Raw genomic sequence first — 23494 nt, forward strand, 5'->3', positions numbered from 1 at the left:
CGGACAAGGGGTCGGGGCTTGTGACCCGCGCCCCGGCATCTGACACCATCACCCCGGGGGCGCCGTTCAGCGGGCGGACGGTGCTCATGTGACAGTGAGCTTGCGACCAGGGGACGGATGGGACCGCGCGGTGCGGGGCTACGAAAGCCAGGAGAGTCAGCAGTCTGAGACCGATCACCTTTCGCTCTTCGAAGCCGAGATGGAACGGCTGAAGAAGGAACGCGGAAAGGTCGTCCAGCACGCCGAGGACCTCGGCTACCAGGTCGAAGTGCTGCGCGCCAAACTGCACGAGGCCCGGCGCGCCTTGGCCTCCCGGCCCGCCTACGACGCCGGCAACCTCGGCTACCAGGCCGAGCAACTGCTGCGCGAGGCGCAGATCCAGGCCGAGCAGATGCGCGTGGACGCCGAACGCGAATTGCGCGAGGCCCGGGCCCAGACCCAGCGCATCCTCCAGGAGCACGCCGAACACCAGGCCCGGCTCCAGGCCGAACTCCACACCGAGGCCGTCAACCGCCGCCAGCGCCTGGACCAGGAGCTCAACGAGCGCCGCCAGACCGTCGAGGCCCACGTCAACGAGAACGTGGCCTGGGCCGAACAGCTGCGCTCCCGCACCGAGGCCCAGGCCCGCCGGCTCCTCGACGAGTCCCGCGCCGAGGCCGAGGCCGCCCTCACCGCGGCCCGCGCCGAGGCCGCCCGCGTGGCCGAGGAGACCCGCCGCCGGATCGCCGAGGCATCCGAGACCGGCCGCGCCGAGGCCGAGCAGACCCTGCTGCGGGCCCGCAAGGAGGCCGAACGCCTGCTGGCCGCCGCCTCCACCCAGGCCCAGGAGGCCACCGAGCACGCCGAGAAGCTGCGCACCACCAGCAGCGCCGAGGCCGAGCAGTCCCGACAGCAGACCCTCGACCTCGGCCGCGTGGCCGAGGCCCGCGTCCTGGAGGCCGACGGCACCCTGCGCGAGGCCCGCGCCGAGGCCGAGACCCTCCTCGCCGACGCCAAGGAGAGCGCCGCCCGGCAGCTCGCCTCCGTCGAGTCCGTCAACGAGCAGCGCACCCGCACCGCCAAGGAGCAGGTCGCCCGGCTCGTCGGCGAGGCCACCAAGGAGGCCGAGGCCCTCAAGGGCGAGGCCGAGCAGACCATCGCCGACGCCCGCGCCGAGGCCGAGCGCCTGCTCACCGAGGCCGACGAGAAGGCCCGCACGGCCGCCGCCGAGGACACCGCCGCCCAGCTCGCCAAGGCCGCCCGCACCGCCGAGGACATCCTCACCAAGGCGTCCGAGGACGCCCGGGCCACCACCCGCGCCGCCACCGAGGAGGCCGACCGGGTCCGACGCGAGGCCGAGGCCGAGGCCGACCGGCTGCGCGCCCAGGCCGCCGACACCGCCGAGGAACTCAAGGGCGCCGCCAAGGACGACACCGAGGAGTACCGGGCCCGCACCGTCGAGCTCCAGGAGGAGGCCCGACGGCTGCGCGGCGAGGCCGAGGCCCTGCGCGCCGAGGCCGTCGCCGAGGGCGAGCGGATCCGCGGCGAGGCCCGCCGCGAGGCCGTCTCCCAGATCGAGGAGGCCGCCAACACCGCCGAGGAGCTCCTCACCCGCGCCAAGGCCGACGCCGACGCCCTGCGCGCCGGGGCCGGCGCCGAGGCCGACCGGGTCCGCACCGAGGCCGTGGAACGCGCCGGCGCCCTGCGCACCCAGGCCGAGGAGACCCTGGAGCGCACCCGCGCCGAGGCCGAGCGGCTGCGCGCCGAGGCCCAGGAGGACGCCGAGACGCTGCGCGCCGAGACCGAGGCCGCCGTCACCGCCCGCCGCGCCGAGACCGACGAGGCCCTGGAGCGTCGCCGCGCCGAGGCCGAGACCGAGCACGCCCGGGTCCGCCAGGAGACCGAGACCCGCCTCGCCGCCGCCGACGAGGAACTGCGCACCGCCAAGGCCGACTCCGAGGAACTGCGCCGCGAGGCCGGCGAGGAGGCCGAACGCCTGCGCGTCGAGGCCGCCGAACGCATCCGCGCCCTGCGCGAGCACGCCGAGACCGACGCCGACCGGCTGCGCGTCGACGCCGCCGACGACGCGGGCCGCACCCGCGCCGAGGCCGAGCAGGTCGCCGTCCGCCTGCGCACCGAGGCCGAGACCGAGGCCGAGCGGGTCCGCGCCGAGGCCCAGGAGACCGCCGACCGGGTCCGCGCCGAGGCCAAGACCGCCGCCGAGCTGCTGGCCGCCGAGGCCGCCGAGGCCCTGGCCGCCGCCCAGGAGGAGGCCGCCCGCCGCCGCCGCGAGGCCGACGAGACCCTCACCGCCGCTCGCGCCGAGGCCGACGGCGAACGCTCCCAGGCCCGGGAGCAGAGCGAGGAACTCCTCGCCGCCGCCCGCAAGCGGGTCGAGGAGGCCCAGGTCGAGGCCGCGCGCCTGACCGAGGAGGCCGAGACCCGCGCCGCCGAGCTGGTCGCCGCCGCCGAGGCCAAGGCCCACGAGGTCCGCGAGTCCGTGGCGGGCCTGCGCGAGCAGGCCGAGGAGGAGATCACCGGGCTGCGCAACGCCGCCGAGGTGGTCGCCGAGCGCACCCGCGCCGAGGCCGAGACCGAGGCCGACCGGGTCCGCGAGGAGGCGTACGCCCACCGGCAGCAGGCCGACGAGGACGCCGCCCGCCTGCGGGCCTCCACCAAGGCCGAGACCGACGCCGCCAAGGAACTCGCCGAGCGCACCGTCGGCGACGCCATCGCCGAGGCCGAGCGCACCCGCACCGAGACCGCCGAGTACGCCCAGCGGATCCGCACGGAGGCCACCGACGCCCTCGCCGCCGCCGAACGCGACGCGGCCCGCACCCGGGCCGACTCCCGTGACGACGCCAACCGCATAAGGTCCGAGGCCGCCGTCTCCCTGGAGGAGGCGCGCACCGAGGGCGCCCGCATCACCACCGAGGCCGAGGAGGCCGGCCGGCGCGTCGAGGAGGCCGCCGCCGAGCGCGCCCGCGCCGTCGAGACCGCCGCCGACGAGGCCGCCGAACGCGTCCGGGCCGAGGCCGCCGGGGTCCTCGACGAGTCCCGCGCCGAGGGCAACCGACTGCGCGCCGAGGCCGCCGAACAGGCCGACCACCTGCTGGCCGGGGCCACCCGCGAGGCCGAACGCCTCACCGCCGAGACCGAGGCCGCGAACGAGGCGACCCGCGAGGCCGCCCGCACCGAGGCCCTCGACCTCACCGACCGCGCCGAGGCCGCCCTCACCGAGGCCGAGCAGGCCGCCGCCGACACCGTCGAGAGCGCCCGCGCCGAGGCCGAGGCCCTGGCCGAACGCACCCGCGCCGCCGCCGAACGCACCCTCGGCGAGGCCGCGGACCGGGCCGAGCAACTGCGCGACGAGGCCGACCGCGTCCTGACCGAGGCCCGCGCCGAGGGCGGCCGGATCGTCGGCGACGCCACCGCCGAGGCCGAGCGCACCGCCGCCGCGGCCGCCCAGACCCTCGCCGCCGCCGAGCAGGAGTCCGACCGGACCCTGGACGAGGCCCGCGCCGAGGCCAACCGGCTGCGTTCGGAGGCCGCCGAACAGGCCGACCGCCTCGTCTCCGAGGCCGCCCACGAGGCCGAGAAGCTCGCCGCCGAGACCCGCGAGTCCGCCGAACGCACCCTGTCCGACGCCGCCGGCGAGGCCGAGCGGCTGCGCGCCGAGGGCGCCGAGGACCTGGAGAGCGCCCGACAGGAGGCCGAGAAGACCCGCCGGGAGACCGAGCGGGCCGCCGCCGAGGCCGCCGAGGAGGCCGACCGGGTCCGCGCCGAGGCCCGCGCCGAATCCGAGCGGGTCCTCGACGAGGCCCGCTCCGAGGCCAACAAGCGTCGCTCCGAGGCCGCCGAGCAGGTGGACCGGCTCGTCTCCGAGGCCGCCGCCGAGGCCGACAAGCTGCGCGTCGACGCCTCCGAGCAGGCCCTCGCCGCCACCACCAAGGCCGAGGAACGGGCCGACGCGATGGTCGCCGCCGCCCGCCAGGAGGCCCACCGGATCACCTCCGAGGCCACCGTCGAGGGCAACGGCCTCGTGGAGAAGGCCCGGACCGACGCCGACGAACTGCTGGTCGGGGCGCGCACGGACGCCGCCGCCATAAGGGAGCGGGTCGAGGAGCTGCGCACCCGCGTGGAGTCCGAGGTCGAGGAGCTGCACGAGCGGGCCCGGCGCGAGTCCGCCGAGCAGATGCGGGCGGCCGGCGAGCGGGTGGACAACCTGGTGCGCGCGGCCACGGAGCAGAGCGTCGAGGCGGAGGCCAAGGCGAAGGACCTGTTGGCGGACGCGAGCAGCGAGGCGTCGAAGGTCCGCATCGCGGCCGTCCGCAAGGCCGAGACCCTGCTCAAGGAGGCCGAGCAGAAGAAGGCCGAACTGGGCCGTCGGGCCGAGACCGCGCTGACCGAGGCGCGGGCCGAGGCGGAGCGTCTGGTGGACGAGGGCCGGCGCGAGCTGGAGGTGCTCGTGCGCAGGCGGGAGGACATTCAGGCGGAGATCTCCCGTGTCCAGGACGTTCTTGAGGCGTTGGAATCATTCGAGGCGCCCACGGGCGGCGGGAAGTCCTCCGGCAGCGGTTCGAGTCCCGGCGTGAAGGCCGGGGCGTCGGTGGGTTCCACTCGTTCGGGTGGCAAGTCGTCATAGGGCCGGCCGACCGCGCGAAGGTGTGCTTCTGAGAGGGGTTCAGGCGAATGAGCGACAAGCAATCCGTCGCCTTGCCACTCAAAAGGGGTGTCATTCTCCGGGCCAAACGCGGATTGACTCGATGACACGCCGCTTGGGCGCCTAGGATTCCCCTGGACACCTCACCCCCACAGCACCTCATCGGTCTCACTTCGACAGGAACCCCATGAGCGACACATCCTCCCCCTTCGGCTTCGAGCTCGTGCGGCGTGGTTACGACCGCGGTCAGGTGGACGACCGCATTACCAAGCTGGTCGCCGACCGGGACAGCGCACTCGGCCGAATCAACTCGCTGGAAAAGCGGATCGAGGAACTGCACCTCGAAACGCAGAACGCCCAGGCCCAGGTCAGTGACGCCGAGCCGTCCTACGCCGGTCTCGGTGCCCGGGTCGAGAAGATCCTGCGGCTCGCCGAGGAGGAGGCGAAGGACCTGCGCGAGGAGGCCCGTCGCGCCGCCGAGCAGCACCGCGAGCTGGCCGAGTCGGCCGCGCAGCAGGTGCGCAACGACGCCGAGTCCTTCGCGGCGGACCGCAAGGCGAAGGCGGAGGACGAGGGCGTCCGCATCGTCGAGAAGGCCAAGGGCGATTCCGCGACCCTGCGCGCCGAGGCCCAGAAGGACGCGGCCTCCAAGCGCGAGGAGGCCGACGCCCTGTTCGAGGAGACCCGCGCCAAGGCCGCCCAGGCCGCCGCGGACTTCGAGACGAACCTGGCCAAGCGTCGGGAGCAGTCGGAGCGCGACCTGGCCGGCCGTCAGGCCAAGGCCGAGAAGCGTCTGGCCGAGATCGAGCACCGGGCCGAGCAGCTGCGCCTGGAGGCCGAGAAGCTCCGCACCGACGCCGAGCGCCGGGCGCGCCAGACGGTGGAGACGGCGCAGCGTCAGGCCGAGGACATCGTGGCGGACGCCAACGCGAAGGCCGACCGGATCCGCAACGAGTCGGAGCGCGAGCTGGCGGCGCTGACGAACCGTCGCGATTCCATCAACGCGCAGCTGACGAACGTGCGCGAGATGCTCGCCACGTTGACCGGCGCGGCCGTGGCCGCCGCCAACCCCATCATGGACGACGAGTCCGTGACCCGCGGCGTGCCGGCGCAGCAGAGCCGCTGATCACGACGGGTGCGCGCACCCGGTCACGAACGCGGAACGGAAGGGCCCCGGGCCACCTCGTCGGTGGCGTGGGGCCCTTCGGCGCAATAGCGTGGCGGGCATGATCGAGCTAGAGGGACTCACGAAACGTTTCGGCGCGAAAACCGCCGTGGACCACCTCAGCTTCCAGGTCAGGCCGGGGGTGGTGACGGGATTCCTCGGACCGAACGGGGCCGGGAAGTCGACCACCATGCGCATGATGATCGGGCTGGACAACCCGACGAGCGGGTCGGTCCGGATCGACGGGAAGCACTACCGGGACCTGCCGGAACCCCTGAAGTACATCGGGGCGCTGCTGGACGCGAAGGCCATGCACGGCGGACGCAGCGCCTACAACAACCTGCTGTGCCTGGCCCAGTCCAATCGGGTTCCCGAACGCCGGGTCTCCGAGGTGTTGGACCTGGTCGGGTTGACGCCGGTGGCCCGCAAGAAGTCGAAGGGCTATTCCCTCGGCATGGGGCAGCGACTCGGCATCGCGGCGGCCCTGCTCGGGGATCCGCGGATCCTCATGTTCGACGAACCTGTCAACGGTCTTGACCCCGAGGGAATTCTGTGGGTCAGGAATCTGATGAAAAGCCTTGCGGCGGAGGGGCGGACGATCTTCGTTTCCTCCCACCTCATGTCCGAGATGGCGATGACCGCAGATCATTTGATCGTGATCGGGCAGGGTCGACTGTTGGCGGACTCCTCCATGGCCGATTTCATTCGTCAGAACTCCCGAAGTTTCGTGCGGCTCCGCTCTCCGCAGCAGGAACGTCTCAAGGACGTGCTGCACGAGGCGGGCATCACCGCGATCACGGTGCCCGGCACGGGGGTGCTGGAGGTGGACGAGGTGCCGATCGAGCGGATCGGCGAGCTGGTGGCCGAACACCGGATCGTGCTGCACGAACTCAGCCCGCAGCAGGCGTCCCTGGAAGAGGCGTTCATGCGGATGACCGCCGAGTCGGTGGAGTACCACGCGCACACGGGCGCCCCCGGCGCCCCGCTCGGCGGGCCCGTCACCGCGCCCCTCGACAATCCCGCCCGCCCGGCCGACGTCCCCGCGTGGGGCTCCCACGAGAAGGACGGTGAGTGACCATGGGTTCCCTCTCCGCCGTACTGCGCTCCGAGTGGACGAAGATCCGCACGGTCTCCGCCACCGTCTGGACCCTGGCCTCGGCCTTCGTCGTGACCGTGGCCGTCAGCGCCCTGCTGTGCTGGTTCCTGAACAGCTCCTTCGCGCAGCTGCCGCCCGAGCAGCAGGCGACCTTCGACCCGACGGCCGGCAGCTTCGCGGGCATGAGCCTGGGGCAGCTCGCGATGATCGCGTTCGGCGTGCTGGTGGTCGGCAGCGAGTACAGCTCGGGCATGATCCGCACCTCGCTCGCGGCGGTGCCGCGCCGGGGCGCCCTGCTGTTCGGCAAGCTGACGGTGGCCACCGCGCTCGCGCTGGCCGTGGGGCTGCTGACGAGCTTCCTGAGCTTCTTCCTGGGCCAGGCGATCCTGGGCGACCGGAGCACCGGGCTCGGGGACGAGGGCGTGCTGCGGGCGGTGATCGGCGCGGGGCTGTACATGGCGCTGATCGCCCTGTTCTCGATGGGCGTGGCGACGATGCTGCGCAGTTCGATGCTGGCGCTGGGCGTCCTGATGCCGCTGTTCTTCCTGGTCTCGCCGATCCTGACCTCGGTGAGCGCGACCCGGAAGGTGGCCCAGTGGCTGCCCGACGCGGCCGGCGGCCGGGTCATGCAGGTGGTCGACGGGGCGATGGGCGGGGCCGAGACCCCGTACGGGCCCTGGGGCGGCCTGGGCATCATGGCCCTGTGGGCGCTGGCGGCCGTCGCGGGCGGCTGGCTGGTGCTGGCCAAGCGCGACGCCTGAGGGCCGCGCCGGCAATCCCCCTCGGGGACCGTCGCCGCGCCGTCTCGGGGGCGACTCAGGGGCCTCTCAGGGATGCCTCAGGGTCGCCTCAGGGACGCTCCGGCCTCGGGAACCAAGGCCCGCTCGCTATCCTCTTAACCCTTACACGGGCGCGAAACCGCCGTTTTCGGCAAGGGGCGAACAGGATGATCGAGGCAGTCGGGCTGACCAAGAGGTTCGGTGCGAAGACCGCTGTCGACGACCTCTCCTTCCAGGTCAGGCCCGGTCACGTGACGGGTTTCCTGGGGCCCAACGGCTCCGGGAAGTCCACCACGATGCGGATGATCCTGGGGCTGGACCGGCCCACCTCCGGGCGGGTCACGATCGACGGGGTGCCCTTCCGCGAGCTGCCCGACGCGCAGCGCCGGGTGGGCGCCCTGCTCGACGCGCACGCGGTGCACGGGGGCCGCAAGGCCCGCACGCACCTGCGGGCGCTGGCCCAGCTCTCCGGGATCCCGGAGCGCCGGGTGGAGGAGGTGCTGGGCGTGGTCGGGCTGGCCGACGTGGCCGACCGGCGGACCAAGGGCTTCTCGCTGGGCATGGGGCAGCGGCTGGGGATCGCGGCGGCCCTGCTGGGCGATCCGGACGTGCTGCTGTTCGACGAGCCGGTCAACGGGCTGGACCCGGAGGGGATCCGCTGGGTGCGCCGGCTGATGCGCCGGTTGGCCTCGGAGGGGCGGACCGTGCTGGTCTCCTCGCACCTGATGAGCGAGATGGCGCAGACCGCCGACCACCTGATCGTGATCGGGCGGGGCCGGCTGCTGGCCGACATGGGGGTGCGGGAGTTCATCACGCACAACTCGGCCGGATTCGCTCGGGTGCGGCCGGCCGGAACCGACCCGAACGGCCGGGAAACGCTGGGTGAGGCCCTGGCCAAGGCCGGGGGGCGGGTGCTCCAGGAGCCCGACGGGGCCCTGCGCGTCACCGGCCTGCCGCTGCCCGAGATCAGCGACCTGGCCCACGCGGCGGGGGTCCGGCTGTGGGAGCTGTCCCCGCACCACGCCTCCCTGGAAGAGGCGTACATGCGGCTGACCCGGGGCGAGGTGGAGTTCACCTCCACCGACGACCCCCGCGAGCAGCTGGAGGAGCCGGACCCGTGGGCCCTGCCCGACTGGGAGGCCCGGGAGAAGGTCCCGCAGGCGCCGAGCGCCGCGTTCTTCGCCCCGCCGCCCCCCGCGGCCGCCGGCGCCGACCCCCGCTTCCGCTCCCCCGCGCCCGCCGCACCCGACGCAGAGGACCCCAGATGACCACCGCCCCCGCGCCCGCGCCCGCCCCGGCGTCCCCCGCGCGTCCGCGCCTGGCGCACGCCGTGGCCTCGGAGTGGACCAAGCTGATCTCGGTGCGCTCCACGGTCTGGACCCTGGGCACGATGGCCTTCCTGGTGGTCGCGGCCGGGATGCTGGCCGTGTCGCTGACCAGGCCCGAGGACTACCAGCGGATGCCGTACACGGCGCCGGCCATGTTCGGGCTGCTCGTCGGGCAGCTCCCGGTGATCCTGCTGGGGGTTTTGTCGATCACCTCCGAGCACGGCACGGGCCTGATCCGCAGCACCTTCACGGCCGCCCCCGACCGGCTGCGGGTGCTCACGGCCAAGTACCTGGTCTTCTCCGGCACCGCGTTCCTGACCGTGACCGGGGCCGTGTTCCTGGTGGCCGTGACGGCGGCGATCGTCAACGGCGGCGCGGGCGCCGGCCCGCACTCCTCCTCCGAGTGGGTGCGGGCGCTGGCGGGCTGCGCGTACGTGACCCTGCTCGGGGTGCTCGGCCTGGCGGTGGGCAGCCTGGTGCGCCACTCGGCCGGGACCATCGTGCTGATGCTGGGGCTGGTGACGCTGCCGCCGGTGATCGGCGGGATGCTGAGCATCTGGCCGGCCCTGGAGCCGGTGGGCCGGGTGATCCTGCTGTACAACGCGCCCGTCGCCCTGCTCCAGCTCTTCGGCGTGGCCGGGGAGGGCGGGGAGATCCGGCAGACCAGCGACCTGGCCCAGATCGGACTGCTGCTGGTGGTGACGGCCGCGACCATGTGCGCGTCCTACTGGACGGTGAGCCGCCGGGACCTGTGAGCCGGGCCCCGCTCCCCCGCCCCGGCTCAGTACCGGGGGGCGTTCCTGGACCGCTGCACCCGCGAGGTGCGGCGGTCCTTGGCGTTCCAGCATGCCTTGTGCCAGTGCCGCCGGTCGTCGACGCCGCCGTACTCGGGCCAGGCCACCAGGTGCGGGGTGCCGGCCGGGATCTCCTGGTCGCAGCCGGGACAGCGGTAGCGCTTGCCGCCCGCCATCGCGCCGGACACCATCCGGACCCGCCACTCCTCGCCGAGGTACTCCTCGACGCGTTCGAGGCCGAAGCGGTCGGGGGACAGAGGGGACCGCTCGCCTCCTTCGGACGGCTCGCCCCTCCGGGGGCGGTTGTTGCGCGGGGACACGTATACCTCACGGGTCGCGAGCTGGTGGGGTCTTTTCTCCAGACTACGCGCAGCACCGTACCGAGCCCTCAGGGTGGTCGGCGGAGGATTCCCCGACAATCCCAAGAACTTCCCGGCCGGCCCGTGCCCTTGGCACGTGTCGGACGTTGTTGCCGGCAGGAGGGGAGTCGAAAGGAGTCGCGAGAGCGATGCGCGTGGGAACGTTCGTGTTGGCGGCCCGCTTCCCGGGTCAGGGGGCGGGAGAGGCTCTGCACCGGGCGGTGCGGACCGCGGAGATGACGGAGCGGAGCGGACTGGACTCGGTGTGGTTGGCCGAGCACCACTTCGTGCCGTACGGGGTGTGCCCGTCGGCGGTGACTCTGGCGGCGCTGCTGCTGGGGCGGACCCGCCGGATCCGGGTGGGGACGGCGATCAGCGTGTTGCCGAACGCGCACCCGGTGGCCCTCGCGGAGCAGACCGCCCTGCTGCACGTGACCTCGGGGGGCCGGTTCACCCTGGGGCTGGGGCGGGGCGGGCCGTGGGTGGACCTGGAGGTGTTCGGCGGCGGGCTCGACGCCCACGACCACCGTTTCCCCGAGGACCTGGACCTGCTGCGGCGCTGGCTGTCCGAGCCGCGGGTGGGCAACGAGGGGGCCGCGCGGCACCCGTTCCGGGAGGTCGCCGTGGTCCCCCGGCCCGACGACGCCCTCGGCGATCCGCCGGCCCCGGAGCTGATCGTCGCCTGCACCTCCCCGGACTCGGTGCGGATGGCGGCCGAGCGCGGCCTGCCGATGCTGCTGGGGATGCACAGTGGGGACGAGGAGAAGGCCGCGATGACCGAGCTGTGGCGGCGCACGGCGCTGGCGGCCGGGCACTCGCGGGAGCTGGCGCACGAGGCGCCGCACGTCTCGGCGGGGGTCTGCCAGCTGGCCGACACGACGGCCGAGGCCCGCGAGACCCTGCTGAAGGCCATGCCGGGCTGGCTGCGGCAGGGCCTGGACGCGCACGTGACGGTGGACGGACGGGAACGCGCGATGCGCGACCCCGTGGCGTACACGGAGCTGCTGTGCTCCCTGCACGCGGTGGGGACGCCCGAACTCGCGGCCGAGCGGTTGACCGCCACCGCCCGCCGCACCGGGATCACCCGGTTCGCACTGCTCGTGGAAGGTTCGGGCGACCTCGCCGCCACGGAGGAGACGGTGCGCCGGTTGGGCTCGGACGTGCTGCCCCTGCTCGGCTGAGCACCGTCCCCGCCGGTCCCGGCCGGCGGCTCGCAAGGGCCGCCGGCCGGACGCGTGAGTCAGAGGGGACGCCGAGTGCCGGGCGGCGTCTAGCAGTCGCGCAGCTCCGGCGACTGGTTCAGCAGTTGCCCGCGGATCGACGTGAACTTGGCGAGCCGGTCGTCGGACGACGGGTCGAGCGGGAACACGGCGACCCGGTGGCAGTTCTGGAACGCCAGGCGGACCCCGAAGTGCCGTTGCAGCGCGCCGCGTATCGCGTCGCTGGCCAGGGCGCGCAGCAGCTGTCCCCGGGCCTGCTCGTTCGGCGGCGGCGTCTGATTGTCGGCGAACTCCCCGCCGTCGACCTTCAGCTGGGCCACCAGTGAGCTGATCATCTCCCATGCGAAGGGCAGGGAGGTCCGGACGCAGTCGACGAAGGCTGCTTCGTCGACCTCGCCTCGCTCGGCCTGTTCCAACAGGGCCGGTGAGACGTCGAGCGACATGGGTTCTCCTCTCGCGACCCCGGCCTGCTTGGTGACCGGAGCCTTACGGGCAGGGAAGGAGGCGCCGACCGCCCACAATGGCAACGCCCTGTGCGCGCTCGACAACCTCCTGCCAACACCGTAGGCGCCGCGCGGGAACCGCACCAGGAGAATGCGCATACAACGCGCCATCGGCGAACGGGGCTTTCAGGGGCGAATCGCGTGGGGGCGCCTCCGTCGAGTAGCGTTGCCGACCATGCGTCTCGTCATCGCCCGCTGCTCCGTCGACTACGCGGGCCGGCTCACCGCCCATTTGCCCTCCGCCCTCCGCCTGATCCTCGTCAAGGCCGACGGCAGCGTCTCCATCCACGCGGACGACCGGGCGTACAAGCCCCTGAACTGGATGTCCCCGCCGTGCACCCTCAAGGAGGGGACCGGGGACGAGTCCCACGTGTGGACGGTCGTCAACAAGGCGGGCGAGAAGCTCATCATCACGATGGAGGAGGTCGTCCACGACTCCAGCCACGAGCTGGGCGTGGACCCCGGTCTGATCAAGGACGGCGTGGAAGCGCACCTCCAGGAGCTGCTCGCCGACCGCATCGAGACCCTGGGCGAGGGGTGGACCCTGATCCGCCGCGAGTACCCGACCGCGATCGGCCCGGTGGACATCCTGTGCCGCGACGCCTCGGGCGCCACGGTGGCCGTGGAGATCAAGCGCCGGGGCGAGATCGACGGGGTCGAGCAGCTCACCCGCTACCTGGAACTCCTCAACCGCGATCCGCACCTCGCGCCGGTGCGCGGCATTTTCGCGGCGCAGGAGATCAAGCCGCAGGCGCGGGTGCTGGCCTCCGACCGCGGCATGGACTGCGTGGTGCTGGACTACAACGCGCTGCGCGGCATCGAGGACGACAAGCTGCGCCTGTTCTGATCCGACGGGCCGACCGGGCGGGACCGGTCCGGGCCCGATCGCGCGAGGCCGAGGCGGCCCGCCCCCGCGTGGGGGTCGGGCCGCTTCGGCGTGCCGGGGGCGGTACGGGGCCCTGGGCGGGCTCCGGGGCCCTGGGCGGGCCCTGCGGGGGCCCGGGAGGATCCGGGGCCTCCCGGGGGCGGCTCAGGCCGTCACGGGGGCGCCCGGGTTCACCACCGGGGGCTTCTCCGGGTCCGGGTTGCCCGGGTCGGGCTTCTCGGGGTCCGGCTTGCCCGGGTCCGGCTTCTCGGGGTCGGGCTTCTCCGGATCGGGCTTGCCCGGGTCCGGCTTCTCCGGATCGGGCTTCTCGGGGTCCGGCTTGCCCGGGTCGGGCTTCTCCGGGTCCGGCTTCTCCGGATCGGGCTTGCCCGGGTCGGGATCGGTCGAGGGCCCCGGGGACGGCGGGGTCGAGGTGCTCGGGTCCGCGGGCCTGCCGGAGGAACCGGTGCTCGTGCCCGCGGTCGAGCCGGTGGAGTCCCCTCCGACGGCGCCCTTGGTGGGCCGGGTGCCGCCCTCCCCGGAGGTGCCGGAGGAGTCCGCCCCTGAAGAATCGTTACTGCTGGTGCTGTCCCCCTCGTCCCCCTGGTCGTGCGAGGGCGCCCCGGAGGACTGCCGGACCTTGGGCTTGCCCTCCGCCTCGCCCCCGGGTATCCCGGCGAGCGCGATGCCGAGCGCGGTGCCCGCGATGACCACGCCGAGCACCCCGGAGGTCGCCACGAGGGCGGCCCGGGTCCGCGACCGCTTGCGCCGGGGCGGGGGCGCCGGCCGGTAGCCCACGTGGCCGGGCACGGTCGGTCCCGCCACCCCGCTCTCGGCCAGCAGCGCGGGCGGAGCCAGCCGCGAACCGGACGCGGCCAGCATCGTGGGCACGGGGCGCGTCTCGGAGTCCCCGTCGATCTCCGCGCCGCCCGCCCAGGCGTGCGGCGGGGTCGCGGCGGTCGGCACCGGGGGCAGCAGCTTGGGGAAGGCCGAGCTGCCGGTGCCGGAGGTGGTCGGACCGTCGACCACCGGCACCTCCTGCGTGATCGCCTCGGTCACCGGGGGCCGGCCGACCGGCCGCGCGCCCGGTCCGGTGCCCGCCGCCGGGGTCTTCACCAGGGACGGCGGGGTGGCGAACCGCCCCACCCCGGTCCGCAGCTCGCGGTCGGCCACCAGGGCCAGGGCCCGGCGTCCGGCCACCGTGCCGCTCTTGTCGGCCAGTGCCCCGCGCAGGGCGATCGCCGCCTCCAGCTCGGTCCGGGCCTGCTCCAGCCGGTTCTCGCACAGGGCGAAGACCCCGAGCTCGTGGTGGAAGTACGCGAGCTCGGCGTCCGCGCCCGCGCCCCGCGCGGCCTCGGCGCCGGCCCGCAGCGCGCGCTCCCACACGTCCCAGCGCAGCGCGGCGGCGAAGGCGGGGGCGGCGGTGCGGGCCAGCCGCAGCGACACGGCCGCGCCGGCGCCCGAGAGCGCGGCCAGCAGGGCCTCCGCCTCGTCGGCGACGCGCTCGGGGGGCACCGTGGAACGGCCGCTCCACCAGGTGTAGTGCCGGGCGGCGCTCTCGGCGTCCGCCGCGCTCTCCTCGGCGGTGAGGTCGGCGCCGCAGCGGGCCAGGACCCCGGCGGACAGCCGGCGCCCCGGGCCGCAGGCCGTCGCCAGACCGGCGGCCACGAGCTCGGCCACGGCCTCCTCGGCGTCGTCCTCGTCGAGCAGGGCCGGCAGGTGCGCGTGGTGGGGCACGGCGCCCTCCAGGGCGCACGCCATCCGCAGCGCGGCCCGGGCGGCCGGGCTCAGCGAGCGCGCGAGCAGCTCGGGCGCGGCCTCGGCCCACTCTTCGGGGGTGGGCAGCGCGGCCGCGCTTTCGTCGTCGTCGCCGTCACGGTCACCGTCGGGGGCGTCGGCGTCGGCGTCGTCGTCGGCGTCGGGGACCGGGCCGCGCGAGCGCAGCAGGGCCGCCGCGCGGACGGCCTCCAGGGGCAGCCCGGCGCCGGCCGTGCGCAGGCTCTCGGCCCACTCCGCCTCGGCCTCCGTCAGCTCCCGGCCGAGCGCGGCCCGCACCAGCTCCGCGTGGGCGGTGCGACTCAGCCCGGCCAGGTGCACCTCGGCGGGCTCCTCGGATTCCGCTTCGTTCTCGGCGGGTGCCACCGGCTCCTTCGCGCCCGCCGCGGCCCCGCCGAACCTCCCGAACCGGCCGGACCGGGCGCCGGCCAGGTCCTCCTCGGTCAGCGCCGGCAGTTCCGCGGTGAGTCCGACCGTCGGCTCCGCGTCCGCCTCGGCGCCCTCCGCTTCCGGTTCCGTGTCGGACGGCGCGTCCGCGTCCGCCCCGGCCGGGTCCACGGCCAGGACGAACACGCTGCGCGGGGCCCCGCGCAGCAGGGCGGCCCGGCCGACCGGCCCGAGGCTCACGTCGTCCACGAGGACCACGGCCCGCACGTCCCGCAGGCGCGCCGTCAGTTCGGCGCGGTCGGGCCGCTCCCGGGGGGCGTCGTGCACCACGGCGTGCAGGGCCTGGAGCAGTTCGCCGGAGCCGGTGCGCCGGTCCCGGCCGTCGAGTCGGACCACCCCGTCGGGCAACAGGTCCGCGCAGTCGGGTTCGAGGGAGTCCAGCAGCGTGGTGCGGCCGCTGCCGGCCGCGCCCGTGAGCAGGGCCGAGCGGCCCCGGCCCAGGAGGTCCAGCAGTCGTCGGCGGGCGCCGGCGCGCTCCAGCAGGGGCAGTTCGGGCAGGGCGGGGCCCGGCGGCACGGGCGGACGGGCGTCCTCGGCGAGGGCGGCCCGCTCCTCGGCGCTCCGCTTCGCGGGACGACCGGCCGAGGCCGTGGTGGTGGGCGCGAGGAGCGGCCGGTGGGCGACGATCTCGCTGCCGTCGATGGGGTTGACGGTCACCTCGTAGCCGCCCGCGACGAAGCGCGCGACCCGGGCCGGCGACAGACGTGGCAGTCCGTCGGGCCCGTGGGGCACCGATCCGCCCTTCCCCGTCGCCCGCCCCTGTGTCCGGTCCATTCCCCGTCCCCCGTCCGCGCCTGTCGCGCCGCTGCCAAACCCTCCCGGCCTGCGCACACGCCGTCGTCGACACGGGTCCGGTTTTGGCCCGAACATTAAACGGTGTTCCCGGTCGCGAGCACGCCAGGGTGCCCGTGAACCGACCCTCACCACCGACTGTGACGTTTCTGCAACGCGCCGGACGTGGGGGGAGCAAACTCAGACGCGCGGCACCGACTCGGCTTCCAGACCGCCTTCGATGGCCAGAATACGATGCAAACGGGTGGCGACGAGAAGTCGCTGCAACTGCGGCGGGACCCCCCGCAGGACCAGCCGGCGGCCGGTGCGGCCCGCGCGGCGGTGCGCGCTCATGATGACGCCGAGTCCGGTCGCGTCCCAGGAGTCGAGTCCGGTGAGGTCCAGGACGAGGTCTCCGTCGCCCCGGTCGAGGGCCGAGTGCAGGACGGTCCGGGCGTCCGCCGCGCTGCGCACGTCGAGACGGCCCCCGACCGCGAGTTCGGCGTGGTCGCCCCTGATGTGCATGTGTACTCCCCGGCGTGCGTGCTGTTCCGCCGCGTGGGCGACGGATCGGGCCGTGCGCCTGTGTCGCGAACGATGGTGACGGCGTGTCCGCCGGCCCGGCCGACAGGGGGCCGACCCGCGGGAGGTGGGGGCGCGGGGTGCACGGGCGAACACAAGGCTCTTACCGACAAATGACTGTCCGACGGGCGAGAAAGTTGCCGGCTGTGAGCGAACCGATACCTGATTCACCCCGGAGGGTGAACCAGGGGGCCGTTCGCCCGCGCGTGAGGGGTGCGGTGTGCGGTGTGCGCGTTCCGCCGGGGCCCGGTCGACGCGTCACGCGCGCGGCGTCCGGTCCGCCGGTTCGGGGTGGAACCGGCGGGTCCCGTGGGTGGTGCGGTGGGGCGGGAGGTGCGGTGGGGCGGTGGTGCGGTGGTGCGCGGCCCCCGGGAGGTGGGGGCCGGACCGGGGCGGGTCAGCCGTGGGTGTAGAAGCCCTGGCCGGACTTGCGGCCGATGTCGCCCGCGTCGACCATCCGGCGCATCAGCTCCGGCGGGGCGAACTTGCCGTCCTGGCACTCGGTGTAGATGTTCTCGGTGGCGTGCAGCAGGATGTCCACGCCGGTCAGGTCCGCGGTGGCCAGCGGGCCCATCGCGTGCCCGAAACCGAGCTTGCAGGCGATGTCGATGTCCTCGGCGGTGGCCACGCCCGACTCGTAGAGCTTGGCGGCCTCGACGACGAGGGCGGAGATGAGGCGGGTGGTCACGAAGCCCGCCACGTCACGGTTGACGACGATGCAGGTCTTGCCCACGGACTCGGCGAACTCCCGCGCGGTGGCGAGGGTTTCGTCGCTGGTCTTGTGCCCGCGCACCAGCTCGCACAGGCCCATCATCGGCACCGGGGAGAAGAAGTGCGTGCCGACCACGCGCTCGGGGCGCTCGGTGACGGCCGCGATCTTGGTGATCGGGATGGCGGAGGTGTTGGAGGCGAGCACGGCGTCCTCGCGCGTCAGCTTGTCGAGCGCGCGGAAGATCTCGTGCTTGACCTCCAGCTTCTCGAACACGGCCTCGACGACGATGTCCGCGTCGCCGACCGCGTCGAGTTCGGTGGTGGTCGTGATCCGGGCGAGCGCGGCCTCGGCGTCCTCGGCGGCCAGCTTCCCCTTCGCGACGAACTTGTCGTACGAGGCGCGGATGCCGGTCAGGCCCCGCTCCAGGGCGGCGTCGGTGACGTCCCGCAGCACCACGTCCCAGCCCGCCTGAGCGGACACCTGCGCGATGCCGGAACCCATGAGTCCGGCACCGATGACGGCGAGCTTCCCAGCCACTGCACACCCCTCGTTCTCGTAGCCTCTCCGGCGGAGACTAGCGCCCGAACAGCCCGGTGTGACCGGGAAGTAACACGCGTCACGTCTCACTGGACGGACGTCACACCGACCCGCCGGGAACCCGCCGCGCACCGGCCGGGATCCCGCCACGCCGGGGCCTCGGGGGGAGGGCTCGGGCGGGCGCGCCGGGGCCCGGGCCTACGCTGGCCGCATGGTGAACCTGACGCGCATCTACACCCGTACCGGGGACAAGGGAACGACCGCCCTCGGTGACATGAGCCGGACCCACAAGACCGATCTGCGGATCTCCGCGTACGCCGACGCCAACGAGGCCAACGCGGTGCTCGGCACGGCCATCGCGCTCGGCGACCTGCCCGAGGAGATCGTGGCCGTGCTGACCCGCGTGCAGAACGACCTCTTCGACGTGGGGGCGGACCTGTGCACACCCGTGGTCGAGGAGCCCGAGTTCCCGCCGCTGCGCGTCGAGCAGTTCTACGTCGACAAGTTGGAGGCCGACTGCGACCGGTTCAACGAGGAGTTGGAGAAGCTGCGCAGCTTCATCCTCCCGGGCGGGGCCCCGGGAGCGGCCCTGCTGCACCACGCGTGCACCGTGGTCCGGCGCGCCGAGCGCTCCACGTGGGCGGCGCTCGAAGCCCACGGGGAGACCATGAACCCGCTCACGGCGACCTATCTCAACCGCCTGTCGGACCTGCTGTTCATCCTCGCGCGGACGGCGAACAAGGAGGTCGGCGACGTGCTGTGGGTGCCCGGCGGCGAACGCTGAGCCGGCCGGGGTCCGGGCCGCCCCCGGACCCCGCCCCGGGCCCGCCGGCGGCCGGCGGGACTCGGGACGATCGATGGCCTGCGACCCCCCGATCGACGACCTCGGTCCCGCCCCCGTCCCGCCCGGCGGTCCGGCGGACGGACCCCGGTCCCGTCGGGCCCGGCCCTTCGGCCCGCGCGGATCGGGACTCGCGGCCGGTGTCGTTCCGGGGTCGGCTCGCTACCTCCCGGGCGGGTTCGCCCTGTTGGATGGGAGGGTGACCATCGGGACCGTGACAAGCACTCCCCCGGCGCCCGGCGCCCCGCCCCCGCGCCGCCGCCCCCACCCCCACGACCTGTGGCTCGCCGCCGGCGGCGTGGCCGTCGGGGTGCTGCTGTGGTCCCTGGGCGTGCACAGCACCAACAACCGCGGGTTCTTCCCGCCCTGGTTCACGCTGGTGCCGCTGGTGGCCATGGGGGGCCTGGCGCTGCTGCGGCGGATCGCCCCGGGGTGGACGCTGCTGCCGGCCGTGCCGGTGCTGGTCGTGGACCAGTTCACGGTCGGGAGCACCACGACCATGCTGTTGTTCACGGACGTGATGTACGCGGCGGCCCTGTACGGGCCCCCGGCCCTGGCCCGCCGGCTGCCGATGCTGACCGGGGTGTTGACCGGGACGGTGGCGCTGGTGCTGCCGGTGTGGACCTCGGTGCCCACCGCCCTGCTGTTCGCCGTGCTGGCCGGGCTGGTCCTGGTGACGCCCGCGCAGACCGGGATCGCGATCCGCAACCACCGCGACCTGGCGGCGGAGGCCCGGGCGCGGGCCGAACAGACGGCCCTGCTGGCCGAGTCGGACCGGCGCCGGGCGGTGCGGGACGAACGGGCGCGAATGGCCCGCGAGCTGCACGACCTGGTGGCCGGGCACCTGTCGGCCATCGCCGTGCACTCCACCGCCGCGCTCTCGCTGGACTCCCCCGCCACCAGCCGGGAGGCGCTGGGGGTGATCCGGGAGAGCAGCGTGCAGGGGCTCGCCGAGATGCGGCGGATGATCGAGGTGCTGCGCGCGGGCCCGGAGGACGAGTTCGGGCGCGACGCACGGCCGGCGGGGGCCTCGGACGGTCCCCCGGCGCCCGCCGAGCCGGTGCCCTCGCCGGCGGGCATCGGCTCCCTCGTGGAGCGGGCCCGGGCGGTGGGCACGGCGACCGGGCTGGAGCCGACGCTGTCGGATCCGGAGGGGATCACGGAGCCCTCGGGGCGTTCCGCTTCGGGTCCCGGCACGCCGGTCCCGGTGCCCGTGGGGATGGCCGCGTACCGGATCGTGCAGGAGGCCCTGACGAACGCGCTCAAGCACGCGGGCCCGGGTCCGGTGCCGGTCCGGCTCGAATCCACCGGTCCGGAGCGGGGTCGGGGCGGGGGCCGCGAACTGGTGGTGGAGGTGGACAGCCCGCTGCCCCCGGCCGCCTCGCGACCCCGGGCCCCGGGTTCCGGTTCGGGGCTGGTGGGGATCCGGGAGCGGTCCGAGCTGCTGCACGGTTCGTTCGCGGCCGGACCCGTGGACGGGGGCCTGTGGCGGGTCCGCGTGACCCTCCCGCTCGACGACCCGACCCCCTGACCCCGCCCCGTTCCACCCACCCGAGTTCCGGAGGAAGCCATGCCCGACCAGACGCCCGCCCCAACTCCCGCCCAGTCGCCCGCCGACGAGAACCACCGACCGGGCCCGATCCGCGTGTTGGTGGCCGAGGACCAGAGGGCGGTCCGGGCCGGCCTCGTACTGATCCTCGGCAGCGCCCCCGACGTCGAGGTGGTGGGCGAGGCGGCGGACGGGGAGGAAGCGGTGCGGATGGCCCGCGCGCTCCGTCCCGACCTGGTACTGATGGACGTGCAGATGCCGCGGCTGGACGGGGTGTCGGCGACCCGGCAGGTGGTGGCCGAGGGGTTGGCGGACGTGCTGGTGCTGACCACCTTCGATCTGGACGAGTACGTGTTCGGCGCCCTGCGGGCGGGGGCCTCGGGGTTCCTGTTGAAGAACGCGGAGGCGGCGGACCTGCTCGCCGGGGTGCGGACGGTGGCGGCCGGCGAGGGGTTGATCGCGCCGGCGGTGACGCGTCGGCTGATCGCGGAGTTCGCCGCGCCGGCCCGGCCCGAGCGGGCGGGGACGGGGGTGCCGGAGGGGGTCCTCGCGGCCGTGGACTCGCTGACCCGGCGCGAGCGCGAGGTGTTGACCTGTCTGGGCGAGGGGCTGTCGAACGCGGAGATCGCGGAACGGCTGTCGATGGCGGAGGCGACCGTGAAGACGCACGTGAGCCGCCTGTTGGGCAAGCTCGACCTGCGCAGCCGGGTGCAGGCGGCCGTGCTGGCGCGGGAGTTGGAGCTGTCCTGAGGAGTCGGACGGGCGGGGCGGGCGGGGCGCGGGGGCGATTCCCGGCCGGCCGCGCGCCGCGTCAACTCCCGTTCCCTGGGCGGACGTCGAGGATCCCTCGGGCTTTCGGCCGGCAGGTCTGGACCTCTTGACGGTTGGTCCAGACCTTTCTAATCTCACCGCAACTGTGGTGAGCGTGCCCCTCGGCGGGCTCACGGGCGGCGCAGGTCCCACCCCCATGTCGCACCGGTCCCCCGGCGGCGACGGACCTCGGAGGAGCACCCTTGAGCACAGCACCCCCGCACGACGGCACCACCCCACGCGGATCCCGGACCTCCCTGCGGCACCGGATGGCGGCCGGTGTCGCCGCCCTCGCCCTCCCCCTCGCCGGTCTCGTCGGCCTCGCCTCCCCGGCCCAGGCCGCCCCCGGCCCCACCGCGACCTACACCAAGGTCTCCGACTGGGGCACCGGCTTCGAGGGCAAGTGGACCATCAAGAACAACGGCACCTCGGCCATCAGCTCCTGGAACGTGGAGTGGGACTACCCCACCGGCACCAAGGTCACCTCCGCCTGGGACGCCACCGTCACCAACAACGGCGACCACTGGTCGGGGAAGAACGTCGGCTGGAACGGCAGCCTGGCCCCCGGCGCCAGCGTCAGCTTCGGCTTCAACGGCCAGGGCGCCGGCGCGCCCACCGGCTGCACGATCAACGGCGCCCCCTGTGACGGCACGGGCCAGCCCCCCGGCGACTCCGCCCCCGGCGCCCCCGGCACCCCCAGCGCGAGCGGCGTCGGCGAGACCTCGCTGACCCTGTCGTGGACCGCCGCCACCGACGACAAGGGGATCAAGAACTACGACGTGTACCGGGGCGGCGCGAAGATCGCCACGGTCACCGGCACCACCTACGGGGACAGCGGGCTGACGAAGTCCACCTCGTACACCTACACGGTCGTGGCCCGTGACACCGCCGACCAGACCGGTCCGGCCTCCGGCGCCCTGACCGTCTCCACCACCGGTGGCGGCGGCACCGACCCGGGCAACCCCGGGGACCCCGGCGCCAAGGTCAAGCTGGGCTACTTCACGAACTGGGGCGTCTACCAGCGCAACTACCACGTGAAGAACCTGGTCACCTCCGGCACCGCGAGCAAGATCACCCACATCAACTACGCCTTCGGCAACGTCCAGGGCGGCAAGTGCACCATCGGCGACTCCTACGCCGACTACGACAAGGCGTACACCGCCGACCAGAGCGTCGACGGCAAGGCCGACACCTGGGACCAGCCGCTGCGCGGCAACTTCAACCAGCTGCGCAAGCTCAAGGCCCAGTACCCGAACATCAAGGTCCTGTGGTCCTTCGGCGGCTGGACCTGGTCCGGCGGCTTCGGTCAGGCCGCCGCGAACCCGGCCGCGTTCGCCGACTCCTGCTACCAGCTGGTCGAGGACCCGCGCTGGGCCGACGTCTTCGACGGCATCGACATCGACTGGGAGTACCCGAACGCCTGCGGTCTGAGCTGCGACACCTCGGGCCAGGCATCCCTGAAGAACCTGATGTCGGCGCTGCGCGCCAAGTTCGGCGGCTCCAACCTGGTCACCGCCGCGATCTCCGCCGACGGCTCCAACGGCGGCAAGCTCGACGCCGCGGACTACGCGGGCGCCGCGCAGTACGTGGACTTCTACAACGTCATGACGTACGACTTCTTCGGGGCCTGGGACGCCAAGGGCCCGACCGCCCCGCACTCCCCGCTCACCTCCTACGCGGGCCTGCCGATCGCCGGCTTCACCTCCGAGGCCGCGATCACCAAGCTCAAGGGCAAGGGCATCCCCGGCTCCAAGCTCAACCTCGGTATCGGCTTCTACGGCCGCGGCTGGACCGGCGTGACCCAGGACGCCCCCGGCGGCACCGCCACCGGCCCGGCCCCGGGCACCTACGAGCAGGGCATCGAGGACTACAAGGTGCTGAAGTCGAGCTGCCCGAGCACGGGCACCGTGGCCGGCACCGCGTACGCCAAGTGCGGCTCCAACTGGTGGAGCTACGACACCCCCGCCACCGTCACCTCCAAGATGGCCTGGGCCAAGAGCCAGGGCCTCAAGGGTGCCTTCTACTGGGAGTTCAGCGGCGACACCGCCAACGGCGAACTCGCCAACGCGGTCCACACCGGACTCCAGTGACCCGACGCGGGTGGGCCGGCCCCTGACCCGGGGGCACGAACCGAAGCCGGGGGGACGGGTCCGCCCCCGTCCCCCCGGCTTCACCGCGACCCCGCGACCGAACGCGCGAAAGCCCCCGGACACCGTCCGGGGGCTCGTGTCGTCTCGGGGGCTCAGGCCACGTTCACCCGCTGGCCGGGCGGGGCCGCCTCCAGCCAGGCCAGGAAGCCGGTCAGGGCGTCCTCGCTCATCGCCAGCTCCAGTCGGGTCCCGCGGTGCGAACAGCCGAGGACCACGGCGTCCGAGAGCAGCGCCAGCTCCTCCTCGCCCTCCGGGGCCCGGCGCGAGATCACCTCGATCGCGGAGCGCTCCAGCAGCCGGCGCGGCCTGGGCGCGTAGGAGAACACGCGGAACCACTCGATCCGGTCACCGCTGTACCGCGAGACGCCGTACACCCAGCCCTTGCCGGACAGGTCCGCCTCCTCCGCCACCCCCCAGCGCAGGGAACAGTCGAAGGTGCCCCCGGACCGTTGGATCAGTCTGCGGCGCAGCCCGAACACGAAGAGCCCGACCAACACCAGGACGACGACCAGGCCACTCACAAGCAGAGCGAGGAGCATCTTCACCGACCTCCTCGCTCATCGACAAC

18 protein-coding genes are annotated in these 23494 nt (G+C 74.1%); 12 read left to right on the forward strand and 6 right to left on the reverse strand.

The window, feature by feature from the left end; all coding sequences use genetic code 11:
• Nucleotides 1–130 precede the first annotated feature (130 nt).
• The 6 genes from scy to ACN20G_RS06410 all read left to right on the forward strand — a co-directional run bounded on the left by scy (nucleotide 131) and on the right by ACN20G_RS06410 (nucleotide 9765).
• Complete coding sequence (gene scy, locus ACN20G_RS06385; RefSeq protein ID WP_424211747.1) at nucleotides 131–4624, forward strand: polarized growth protein Scy; 4494 nt, start codon at nucleotides 131–133, stop codon at nucleotides 4622–4624.
• Between the two features lie 205 nt (nucleotides 4625–4829).
• Nucleotides 4830–5768 carry a cellulose-binding protein gene (locus ACN20G_RS06390; RefSeq protein ID WP_424211748.1) on the forward strand — a complete coding sequence of 313 codons (939 nt, stop codon included), beginning with the start codon at nucleotides 4830–4832 and terminating at the stop codon, nucleotides 5766–5768.
• 100 nt (nucleotides 5769–5868) lie between these two features.
• Entirely contained in the window at nucleotides 5869–6882 is a 1014-nt protein-coding gene (locus tag ACN20G_RS06395) for an ABC transporter ATP-binding protein (protein ID WP_424211749.1), read from the forward strand.
• A gap of 2 nt (nucleotides 6883–6884) precedes the next feature.
• On the forward strand, nucleotides 6885–7664 hold the full coding sequence (locus ACN20G_RS06400) for an ABC transporter permease (protein ID WP_424215393.1): 780 nt from the start codon (nucleotides 6885–6887) through the stop codon (nucleotides 7662–7664).
• A gap of 185 nt (nucleotides 7665–7849) precedes the next feature.
• Nucleotides 7850–8950, forward strand: coding sequence for an ABC transporter ATP-binding protein (locus ACN20G_RS06405; RefSeq protein ID WP_424211750.1), 1101 nt, complete (start codon nucleotides 7850–7852; stop codon nucleotides 8948–8950).
• Entirely contained in the window at nucleotides 8947–9765 is an 819-nt protein-coding gene (locus ACN20G_RS06410; protein ID WP_424211751.1) for an ABC transporter permease, read from the forward strand. The genes ACN20G_RS06405 and ACN20G_RS06410 overlap by 4 nt, the downstream gene beginning before the upstream one ends.
• Nucleotides 9766–9791: 26 nt before the next feature.
• On the opposite strand, the gene ACN20G_RS06415 is transcribed toward ACN20G_RS06410, so the two are convergent.
• On the reverse strand, nucleotides 9792–10061 hold the full coding sequence (locus ACN20G_RS06415) for an ATP/GTP-binding protein (protein WP_424215394.1): 270 nt from the start codon (nucleotides 10059–10061) through the stop codon (nucleotides 9792–9794).
• A gap of 251 nt (nucleotides 10062–10312) precedes the next feature.
• On the opposite strand from ACN20G_RS06415, the gene ACN20G_RS06420 reads away from it, so the two are divergent.
• A complete protein-coding gene (locus ACN20G_RS06420) occupies nucleotides 10313–11344 on the forward strand; it encodes an LLM class flavin-dependent oxidoreductase (protein WP_424211752.1) in 1032 nt (343 codons plus the stop codon).
• Between the two features lie 89 nt (nucleotides 11345–11433).
• On the opposite strand, the gene ACN20G_RS06425 is transcribed toward ACN20G_RS06420, so the two are convergent.
• Complete coding sequence (locus tag ACN20G_RS06425; protein ID WP_424211753.1) at nucleotides 11434–11826, reverse strand: SCO5389 family protein; 393 nt, start codon at nucleotides 11824–11826, stop codon at nucleotides 11434–11436.
• 235 nt (nucleotides 11827–12061) lie between these two features.
• On the opposite strand from ACN20G_RS06425, the gene nucS reads away from it, so the two are divergent.
• Nucleotides 12062–12733: an endonuclease NucS gene (gene nucS / locus ACN20G_RS06430; RefSeq protein ID WP_424211754.1), complete on the forward strand. Its 672-nt coding sequence runs from the start codon at nucleotides 12062–12064 to the stop codon at nucleotides 12731–12733.
• Between the two features lie 183 nt (nucleotides 12734–12916).
• On the opposite strand, the gene ACN20G_RS06435 is transcribed toward nucS, so the two are convergent.
• From ACN20G_RS06435 to ACN20G_RS06445, 3 genes are all read right to left on the reverse strand, one after another.
• Nucleotides 12917–15706: a hypothetical protein gene (locus ACN20G_RS06435; protein WP_424211755.1), complete on the reverse strand. Its 2790-nt coding sequence runs from the start codon at nucleotides 15704–15706 to the stop codon at nucleotides 12917–12919.
• A 240-nt stretch (nucleotides 15707–15946) separates the two neighbouring features.
• Nucleotides 15947–16270 carry an STAS domain-containing protein gene (locus ACN20G_RS06440; protein ID WP_424211756.1) on the reverse strand — a complete coding sequence of 108 codons (324 nt, stop codon included), beginning with the start codon at nucleotides 16268–16270 and terminating at the stop codon, nucleotides 15947–15949.
• A gap of 454 nt (nucleotides 16271–16724) precedes the next feature.
• A complete protein-coding gene (locus tag ACN20G_RS06445) occupies nucleotides 16725–17576 on the reverse strand; it encodes a 3-hydroxyacyl-CoA dehydrogenase family protein (protein WP_424211757.1) in 852 nt (283 codons plus the stop codon).
• 211 nt (nucleotides 17577–17787) lie between these two features.
• Between ACN20G_RS06445 and ACN20G_RS06450 the strand changes: the two genes are divergently transcribed.
• The 4 genes from ACN20G_RS06450 (at nucleotide 17788) to ACN20G_RS06465 (ending at nucleotide 22866) form a co-directional block, all read left to right on the forward strand.
• Nucleotides 17788–18360 carry a cob(I)yrinic acid a,c-diamide adenosyltransferase gene (locus tag ACN20G_RS06450; protein ID WP_424211758.1) on the forward strand — a complete coding sequence of 191 codons (573 nt, stop codon included), beginning with the start codon at nucleotides 17788–17790 and terminating at the stop codon, nucleotides 18358–18360.
• A gap of 271 nt (nucleotides 18361–18631) precedes the next feature.
• Nucleotides 18632–19948, forward strand: a complete 1317-nt coding sequence (locus ACN20G_RS06455; RefSeq protein WP_424211759.1) for a sensor histidine kinase — start codon at nucleotides 18632–18634, stop codon at nucleotides 19946–19948.
• Nucleotides 19949–19987: 39 nt separating this feature from the next.
• Nucleotides 19988–20716, forward strand: coding sequence for a response regulator (locus ACN20G_RS06460; protein WP_424211760.1), 729 nt, complete (start codon nucleotides 19988–19990; stop codon nucleotides 20714–20716).
• 329 nt (nucleotides 20717–21045) lie between these two features.
• Nucleotides 21046–22866 carry a glycosyl hydrolase family 18 protein gene (locus ACN20G_RS06465; RefSeq protein WP_424215395.1) on the forward strand — a complete coding sequence of 607 codons (1821 nt, stop codon included), beginning with the start codon at nucleotides 21046–21048 and terminating at the stop codon, nucleotides 22864–22866.
• 152 nt (nucleotides 22867–23018) lie between these two features.
• Here the strand turns inward: ACN20G_RS06465 and ACN20G_RS06470 are convergent, their stop codons facing one another.
• The gene (locus tag ACN20G_RS06470; protein ID WP_424211761.1) at nucleotides 23019–23465 is read right to left on the reverse strand and encodes a DUF2550 domain-containing protein; all 447 of its coding nucleotides are present in this window, start codon (nucleotides 23463–23465) and stop codon (nucleotides 23019–23021) included.
• Nucleotides 23466–23494 lie beyond the last annotated feature (29 nt).

This window comes from Streptomyces dryopteridis, assembly GCF_049606955.1.
Classification (GTDB): domain Bacteria; phylum Actinomycetota; class Actinomycetes; order Streptomycetales; family Streptomycetaceae; genus Streptomyces.

Coding starts and splice junctions, on each gene's coding strand:
- ACN20G_RS06390 (WP_424211748.1), top strand. CDS start 4,830: ATGAGCGACACATCCTCCCCCTTCGGCTTCGAGCTCGTGCGGCGTGGT.
- ACN20G_RS06395 (WP_424211749.1), top strand. CDS start 5,869: ATGATCGAGCTAGAGGGACTCACGAAACGTTTCGGCGCGAAAACCGCC.
- ACN20G_RS06400 (WP_424215393.1), top strand. CDS start 6,885: ATGGGTTCCCTCTCCGCCGTACTGCGCTCCGAGTGGACGAAGATCCGC.
- ACN20G_RS06405 (WP_424211750.1), top strand. CDS start 7,850: ATGATCGAGGCAGTCGGGCTGACCAAGAGGTTCGGTGCGAAGACCGCT.
- ACN20G_RS06410 (WP_424211751.1), top strand. CDS start 8,947: ATGACCACCGCCCCCGCGCCCGCGCCCGCCCCGGCGTCCCCCGCGCGT.
- ACN20G_RS06420 (WP_424211752.1), top strand. CDS start 10,313: ATGCGCGTGGGAACGTTCGTGTTGGCGGCCCGCTTCCCGGGTCAGGGG.
- ACN20G_RS06425 (WP_424211753.1), bottom strand. CDS start 11,826: ATGTCGCTCGACGTCTCACCGGCCCTGTTGGAACAGGCCGAGCGAGGC.
- nucS (WP_424211754.1), top strand. CDS start 12,062: ATGCGTCTCGTCATCGCCCGCTGCTCCGTCGACTACGCGGGCCGGCTC.
- ACN20G_RS06440 (WP_424211756.1), bottom strand. CDS start 16,270: ATGCACATCAGGGGCGACCACGCCGAACTCGCGGTCGGGGGCCGTCTC.
- ACN20G_RS06450 (WP_424211758.1), top strand. CDS start 17,788: ATGGTGAACCTGACGCGCATCTACACCCGTACCGGGGACAAGGGAACG.
- ACN20G_RS06460 (WP_424211760.1), top strand. CDS start 19,988: ATGCCCGACCAGACGCCCGCCCCAACTCCCGCCCAGTCGCCCGCCGAC.
- ACN20G_RS06465 (WP_424215395.1), top strand. CDS start 21,046: ATGGCGGCCGGTGTCGCCGCCCTCGCCCTCCCCCTCGCCGGTCTCGTC.
- ACN20G_RS06470 (WP_424211761.1), bottom strand. CDS start 23,465: ATGCTCCTCGCTCTGCTTGTGAGTGGCCTGGTCGTCGTCCTGGTGTTG.